The sequence below is a fragment of the Streptomyces sp. HSW2009 genome (genome assembly GCF_040240285.1).
Taxonomy (GTDB): domain Bacteria; phylum Actinomycetota; class Actinomycetes; order Streptomycetales; family Streptomycetaceae; genus Streptomyces.
This window is the reverse complement of the sequence record NZ_JBEHZD010000412.1, coordinates 1-7,348: the sequence shown is the minus strand read 5'-3', so window position 1 is coordinate 7,348 and position 7,348 is coordinate 1. Positions and strand designations below refer to the sequence as shown.

Here is a 7,348-nt window from a genome sequence, read left to right as displayed (position 1 = left end):
GCCCCCCCGCCGCTCCGGCGGCGGGGCGGGCGGGCGGGGGCCGGCCACCCCGGGCCCGTCGGACGGCACGCCCCGCCCGCTGTGGGGGCCGCTGCCGGGGGTGGCCGAACCGACCTCGCCGCGCCCGCTGCCGGTCCGTGACGTGGTGGTCTTCGCCGCGGCCGGCGGTGGCGTCGCGGCCCGCCAGGTCACCGACGGCGCCGCGCGCTGGCGGGTCGGCGACGCGCACGCCGACGCGGGCTACCTGTCGATCGCCGACCGCCTGGTGGCCACCGCGGACCGGGACGGCGCTGTCCACACCCATGTGGCCGCCACCGGCTCGCCCCGCTGGAGCGCCGACGCCGCGGCCAGCACGCTGCTCGCCGCCGACGCGGACCACCTCTACGTGCTCACCGACGAGGGCGCGGTGCGCTGTCTGACCACCGCCGACGCCCGCGAACGGTGGACCCGCACCCCACCGCTCACCCTGACCGGCGGCCGGCCGGCGGCCGTGCTCGGCGCCGGGTTGCTGGTGCTGTGCACGGCCACCGGCGACGTCCTCGCGCTGCACACCCGCACCGGGGCCAAGGCGTGGGTGCGCCGCGGACAGGCAGCCGCAGCGCTCGCCCCGGCGGTCGACGGCGGCACGGTCTTCGTCGGCGGACACACCCTGGCCGCACTCCGGGCGAGCGACGGCAAGGAGGTGTGGAGCCGCGAACCGCTGGGGCCCGTACGGCGCGGCGCGTACGGCTGGGGCCCACCCACCGTCACGGGCGGGGTGCTGTACGCCCTGGACAGCGAGGCGCTGCGGTTCCTGCGGCCGGACGGGGAGGAGGCGCACGCCGCGGCGTTCGTCGTCGGGGTCGCGCCACCCTGGCAGCCACCCGTGGTGCAGGCGGGCAGCGTCTGGGTGGTGGAGAGCGGTGACACCGGGGTGAGCGGCCTGCCCAGGCTCGGCCCCAACCCCACCGCCGCCCAGACCTACCCGCTCACCGGCGGCCCGAGCCGCACACTGGCGGGGGAGGGCAACCGCCTCTTCGTCCTCAACGCGGGCTCACTCCTGGCCCTGCCGGTGTACTGAACCCGCCCCCAAACGAGCTGTTGGGACCGCCAACTGCCGCTGAAAGGCGCACTCCTGACGATTTCTCGCCGGCTCGTGGGTGCGCTCGCTACGCGCCTGGTTCGCGCAGCGCTCCGGCGAGGACCGCGTGCCCGGCCCGCCGGACGGCCGTGGGCTCGGGCGGGGCGCCGTTGCGGTCGGCGAAGAGCAGGTGCCCGGTGCCGATCAGGGTGGGAGCCAGGACGTCGAGTGCGGCGTCCTCAGCGATGCGCCCCAGCGCACGTTCCGCGGCGAGGTAGCCGGCGATCACCCCGGTGGCCTCGGTGAGCAGCGGAATGCCGACCGGAGTCGTCGACCGCAGCCGGGCGCGCAACGCGTCGCGCGAGGTCACCAACCCCACTATGGCCACGGCCACCGGGGTGAACAGCGCGGTGAGCGCGCCCGTCAGGTTGTCGGTGACGCTGCCGGCCCCGGCCACCCGCCGCAACTCGGCCCTGCGCCCGGCGAGCCCGTCGATCCGCTCGCCCACCAGGGCGGCGAGGAAGGCGTCGAAGTCGGCGAAGTGCCGGTGCAGCACGCCCTTGGCGCAACCGGCCTCCTCGGTGACGGCACGGCTGGTCAGCGCGCTCGGCCCGCCCCGGGCCAGGATGCGCTCGGCCGCCTCGAACAGCCGCTCCCGGACGTCGTGGAGAGCCACTCCGGTAGGCACGGTGCAGTGCTCCCTCGCTCGATCGGGCCCACCCGCCGCTTGACGAGTGGGCAAGTGCCCACCAATAGTGGGCGCATGCCCACCTTACCGTCGGGGCGCGCCCCCGACCCCGAGCCGCAGCCCCACGAACTCCGCTCCGTGGCCGAGTCGTTCGGGATCGACGTCGAGCGCTACGACCGCACCAGGCCCAGCTACCCCACCGAGTTACTGGCCCGGATCATCGACCACGGCCCGGGCCGCACGGTGCTGGATGTCGGCTGTGGCACCGGCATCCTCGCCCGCCAACTACAAGCAGCCGGCTGCACCGTCACGGGCGTCGAACCCGACGCCCGCATGGCGGCCCTGGCCCGTAGGTCGGGCGTGCCGGTCGAGATCGCCACGCTGGAGGAGTGGGACCCGGCCGACGCCTCCTTCGACGTGGTCGTCGCAGGCCAGGCATGGCACTGGGTGGACCCGGTGGCGGGCGCGGCCAAGGCGGCCCGGGTGCTGCGCCCCGGCGGCCTGTTGGCCGTGCTGTGGAACGTGATGCAGCCACCGCCCGAGGTGACGGACGCCTTCGCCACCGCCTACCGGCGCGTCGCCCCCGACTCGTCCTTCGCCGTGGGCACCCCGACCCAGGACGCGTACCGGGCGCTGACCGACAAGGCGATCGACGGCCTGCGACAGGCCGGCGGATTCGCCCCCGCCGAACAGTGGCACACGGAGTGGGACCAGCACTACGACCGCGCCGCCTGGCTCGACCAACTCCCCACCCACGGGGCCCTCACCACCCTCGGCGCGGAGCGACAGGCCGAGGTGGTACGGGAGGTGGGGGCCGCCATCGAAGCGCTCGGTGGGTCGATGACCGTGCACTACACGACCGTGGCGCTGACCGCCGTAAGGACCGCGGTTCGGACCGGACGGGCTTACGGGCAGGCTTAACCGGGTGTGTCTGGCCAGGCAGGTCTGACCTGGTGCGTTGGAGCTGGCGCGGTGGGCCACGTCTGGCTGACCGGACGTGCCTGACCGGTGTGCCTGACTGGGTGTGCCTGGCCAAGCCTGGCTGGCGGGACGTGACTGGCTGGGTCTGCCTGGCCGGGGCCGTGTGGGCTAAGGGTGACTGACCGGATGTGCCTGACGCTGGGGGCGTCTGGTGGCGGGGCGCCCGGCCGGGTGTGTCCGGGCAGGAGGGTGTGACCCGGTGCGCCTGACCCGGTGTATTCCGGCCAAGCCTGGCTGGCCGGGGCCGTCCGGCACAGCACGTCCGACCAGGCCCGTCCGACCGGGCTCGCCCGGCCGAGCCGGCCCGTACCGCACGGCGTCCGGCCCGATCATCCCGCCGGTCAACCCAGGCCGGCGCCCCCGCTGCTCACAGCCGGTCCCGGGGCGCCGGCCCCGCGGGCGCCCGCGCCGTCCACCGGCTCTGGACCGTCCGCCGGATGCGTTACCTGCACGCCGCCCTGACCGCCGGTGGCCGCCTCCAGCGCACTGGCGAGCCGTTCGAAGAACAGGCTGCGGTTGGGCAGCCGGGTGACCGGGTCGTGCATCTGGAGGTGGCGCAGCCGGGCCTGGAGGTCGTGCTGTTCGCTCACGTCCACGACGGTCAGCAGCACCGAACGGGCCGCCGCCGACCGCTCCGCGCGCTGCCCGTGCCGCTGCTCGGCGCGGAGTTCGGGGCGCTGCTCGGTGCGGCGGTCGGGCAGGTGATCGGGCAGGTGATCGGGCAGGTGGTCCGGAAGGTGACCGGTGCGGCGGTCCGCGCGCAGCTCGGGCAGTTGCTCCGCGGCGGCCGTGCGCGGCCCGGGCCGCGGCTCCGCGTGCCGCTCGGCCCGCGCGTCCGGCGCCGGCACGGCGGGCAGCAGGTGTTCGTCGCCCAGCGGGACGACGGTGATCTCCACCCAGCGGGAGCGGCCGTCGGGCCCCCGCAGCCGCCGGGTGCAGCGCAACCGGTCGTGCCGCCCGCGCAGCACCTCGCGGTACGCGCCCCACAGGCGTGGGTCGTCCCGCAGGTCGGCCAGGTCGGCGGCGGCGGTGCCGGCCAACTGCTCGGGGGCGGCGCCGAGCAGCGCTCCGAGAGCCGCGTTCGCGGCACGTACCACCCCCTCGTGGTCGACGACTGCCATCGCCACATGCGCGGCATGAAAGGCGGCGCGGTACTCACTCAGTGGTGCGTTACGTTCCGTCATCGTCGGCAGGGTCGCGCTGCGCGCGCCGCTCTGGCCGTCGAGAGATCCGCTCACCGCTCGCTCCCGCAAGGCGCTCGTCTCGTACAGGGTGTGGGTCAGTCACATACCGGACGTCGGGCAGCCGATGCGGGCGACCCGGAGAGGGAATTCGCGCTGGAAATGTGGCGATCATAGAGGTTTGCTCTTCGGCCATTCCAGCGACACCGCCGTGATCAACGGTGCAACCTTGAGGTCGAGGCAAGAGATTGATTGCTTTTGGCGAACCGTGCACGATCCCAGCTTCCAATTGACCGGCTGTGACTTTCTGTTACATACCCGCATGGCAGCCTTGTCACTCGACTGGTCGAGTGGAACAGGACGTACCTCAACAAACCGCCACAAAGTGGGGGAGGGTGTCTCCTCGTTTCCCCCGCGGAGGTCGTTGTGGTGCGTTCGCGTGGTCGCGACGGGACGGGGCCGCTGCGCCGGGCCGCGGCGGTCCTGACCTCGCTGAGCGCGGTCGTCGCGACCACCGTGGTCGCGGGACCCGCCGCCGCGGCCGGCCCCGGCGGCCCGTGCGCACTGGAGCGCACCGCCGCCCACCACTCCGAAGGACTCGACTCCTGGAACGCGGAATATCCGCGCCCGACCGGCACCGTCGACGCCCTGATGGTCTTCCTCGCCTTCCCCGGCAGCCGGCCGGCCTTCCCCCCGGCCGAACTGGCCGCCGACCACTTCCCCGGCACCTCCGACTTCTTCGCCCGCGCCTCGTACGGCCGGCTGGACCTGCGGGTCCATCCGCTGCGGCACTGGCTGACGATGCCGGCGCCGGCCACCTCGTACGCCATACAGCGCGACTGGGACGGCGAGCGGCGCGACGCCTATCTGCGCGACGCGCTCGCCACGGCCGATCCGGAAGTGGACTTCGACCGTTACGACCTGGTCTATCTGGTCGCCGACCCGGGCGCGCCCGGCGTGGACGCGGACGCCACCAAGGTGGTCAATCTCGATCAGCCGCTGATCGCGGACGATGCGCGATTGCGCCGACTGGTGACCGTCTTCGAACGCCATCCGCCCGACCACAACGTCCTCGCCCACGAGACCGGCCACGTCTTCGACCTGCCTGACCTCTACCACCGCCCGAGCGACGGCAAGGGCGACTGGGACACCTACGTCGGCGACTGGGACCTGATGGGCAGTCAGTTCGGGATGGCGCCCGAACCGTTCGGCTGGCACAAGTGGAAGCTGGGCTGGATCGGCGGGCGCGAGGTGGTCTGCGTCCACCGTCCCGGCACCGCCCTGCACACCCTCGACCCGCTCGGCGTCCCCCGCGCGCCCGGCCGGCCCGCCCATCCGCGCCTGGTGGTGGTGCGCACCGGCCCGGACAGCGTGTTGGCCATCGAGGCGCGCGGCGCGTACGGCAACGACGCGGGCAGTTGCACGGAGGGCGTACTGATCTACCGGGTCCGCAGCGGGACGGCTTCCACCGAGGGCCCCATCAAGGTCATCGACGGCCACCCGGGCAGCAGATCCTGCGAGAGCGCGTCGGTCTACCCCACCCTCGCCGACGCCCCGCTCGACGTGGGCGAGAGCTACGAATCGCCCGAGGACGGCGTGCGCATCACGGTGGAGGACGCAACGCTCGCCGACGCCTCCGCGGAAGGCGCGGGCGACGCGAAGGCGGCCCCCGAGGGACGGGGCGCGACCTGGACCGTCAAGATCAGTTACGAGCCTGCCGGCTGACCGAGCCCCTGGGACCGGCGAGGCCAGAGATGCCTGAGGAACGTCGCTGGCATGTCGAAGGGCCCCCGTACCGAAATACGGAGGCCCTTCTTCAGGTGCGCCGCCAGGGACTCGAACCCCGGACCCGCTGATTAAGAGTCAGCTGCTCTAACCAACTGAGCTAGCGGCGCTCGCTGACGTAGAAGACATTAGCACCCGGGGCCGGCGGAATGAAAATCGGTCATGGCTGAGGTGAATCAGTCGCTACGGGCCGTGCTTGCCCTGGTCACGGGCGTACCGGCGGTCGCGCCCCGGGCCTGTCTACGGGCGGCGCGGACACAGGCCCACAGCAGTACGTCGGGCCCGGGCAGCCAGGGGTGGCGCACCTCCGGGGCGACCAGCCAGCGCGATGCGGGGCCCGACAGGGCCGTCTGGGGGAGTCCGTCGGCGTCGGGTCCGTCGGCCGGCCGCGCGTCGCGCGCCGGGGGGTGCGCCGCGGGGCCGGTCCGCGCGGTGTCCGCCGGGTCGAAGGCCGCGGGGTGGAGGCCCGTCGGGTCGATGCCGGCGGGGCCCGGTGTGGTCCGGGCTCCGTACGGGGCGGCGGGTCGTTCGTGTACCAGGGGCTCGCCGGCCGGGCGCGGGTCCCCGGCGGCGGGGTGCGCGGGCTGCGCCCGGCCGCCCGCGCTGTGGGGCAGGCCGGGTAGGTCGGGTAGCCCGAGGTGACCGGGTAGCCCGGGGAGGTTGGGCAGCTCGGGCGCGCCGGGTGGGAGCCGGGTGGCGGTGGGCGGCGGAGCGGTGCCGGGGCGCTGGGCGCGGATCGGGCCGAGGAGCGGATCGGCTGGCTCCGGTACGTCGCAGGGGCCGGCGGAACCGGCCGGCTCGGGGGCGTGCAGCGGCGGGATGGTGACCGCGTCGCCGGTGCCGTGGTAGAGCAGCGGCGGCACCCCGGCGCCCCACTCCTCCCAGCTCAGCAGGGACGGCAGCCGCTGGGCGACGCCCGGTCTGGTGAACATCAGCACGCGCCCGCGCTGCACCGCGACCGGCCCCGAGCCCGGGCCGTCGCACCAGAGCCGGTCGACCATCCGCCGGCCGAACAGCGCCGGCGCGCTCACCACGTCGAACGCGGTCCCGCAGGGCAGCACGCTCGGCGCCCCCGGCCGCGCCGCCCACAGTGCGTGCACGCTCCGCGGGAAGGTGCTCGCCGAGGCCAGCCAGTCCGCGCCGGCGGGCGTCACCCAGGTGGCCCCGTACCGCGGGTCCTCCGGCCGCTCCCGCCGCCCGCGCACCGGCCGTTGCGGGGCGGGCTCGGGCTTGGTGGGGGCCGCGCCCTGTACGCGACGGGCCTTTCGGGCGCCCTCGTACGCGTCCTGCGGCGCCGAACCGAGGCCGTTCCCCGCCGCACCCGGCCGCCGCGGCTGCCGGGTCGGTAAGCCGGCGGAGGTGGTCGCCGCGGCGGACGGGGTGGGGGGAGCTGGTGGGGCCAGTGGGGCTGATGGGGCCACGGTGGCGTCCGGGGGCGTGTCGGCGCGGGGGTGCGGGAGGCCCGGGGCGGGCGGCGTACGGGGTGGGGTTTCGTTTCCGCACGGGGCGGGGGTGGCGCTCGGGGGGCGGCCCGTACGGCTTCGCGGCGCGTCCGCGCGGGGGGCCCGGGGCGGGGCGGGGGCGTCGGGGCAGGCGGGGGGGGGCGGGGCCGGGGCGGGCGGGGGGGGGGGGGGGGGAGGGGCCGGGGGGGGG

The 7,348-nt window shown here is 75.2% G+C and carries 4 protein-coding genes, 1 tRNA gene and 2 pseudogenes; 3 read left to right on the top strand and 4 right to left on the bottom strand.

The window, feature by feature from the left end; translation table 11 throughout:
- Window positions 1-1,060: outer membrane protein assembly factor BamB family protein (locus tag AAHZ94_RS24855; protein ID WP_349995358.1), on the top strand; the 1,060-nt coding region annotated here is incomplete at its 5' end.
- 88 nt (window positions 1,061-1,148) lie between these two features.
- Here the strand turns inward: AAHZ94_RS24855 and AAHZ94_RS24850 are convergent.
- Window positions 1,149-1,748, bottom strand: a complete 600-nt coding sequence (locus tag AAHZ94_RS24850) for a TetR/AcrR family transcriptional regulator (RefSeq protein ID WP_349995356.1) — start codon at window positions 1,746-1,748, stop codon at window positions 1,149-1,151.
- Between the two features lie 75 nt (window positions 1,749-1,823).
- Here AAHZ94_RS24850 and AAHZ94_RS24845 point away from each other — a divergent pair, with 75 nt between their 5' ends.
- Entirely contained in the window at window positions 1,824-2,669 is an 846-nt protein-coding gene (locus tag AAHZ94_RS24845) for a class I SAM-dependent methyltransferase (protein WP_349995354.1), read from the top strand.
- Between the two features lie 893 nt (window positions 2,670-3,562).
- Here AAHZ94_RS24845 and AAHZ94_RS36505 read toward each other — a convergent pair.
- Window positions 3,563-3,913: pseudogene (locus tag AAHZ94_RS36505) on the bottom strand (PAS domain-containing protein); the annotation flags it as partial.
- Window positions 3,914-4,336: 423 nt separating this feature from the next.
- On the opposite strand from AAHZ94_RS36505, the gene AAHZ94_RS24835 reads away from it, so the two are divergent.
- A complete protein-coding gene (locus AAHZ94_RS24835; RefSeq protein ID WP_349995353.1) occupies window positions 4,337-5,635 on the top strand; it encodes a M6 family metalloprotease domain-containing protein in 1,299 nt (432 codons plus the stop codon).
- 96 nt (window positions 5,636-5,731) lie between these two features.
- Here AAHZ94_RS24835 and AAHZ94_RS24830 read toward each other — a convergent pair.
- Together AAHZ94_RS24830 and AAHZ94_RS24825 are read right to left on the bottom strand one after the other, a co-directional pair.
- A tRNA-Lys gene (locus AAHZ94_RS24830) sits at window positions 5,732-5,805 on the bottom strand.
- A 654-nt stretch (window positions 5,806-6,459) separates the two neighbouring features.
- Window positions 6,460-6,900: pseudogene (locus AAHZ94_RS24825) on the bottom strand (bifunctional DNA primase/polymerase); the annotation flags it as partial.
- Between the last annotated feature and the right edge of the window lie 448 nt (window positions 6,901-7,348).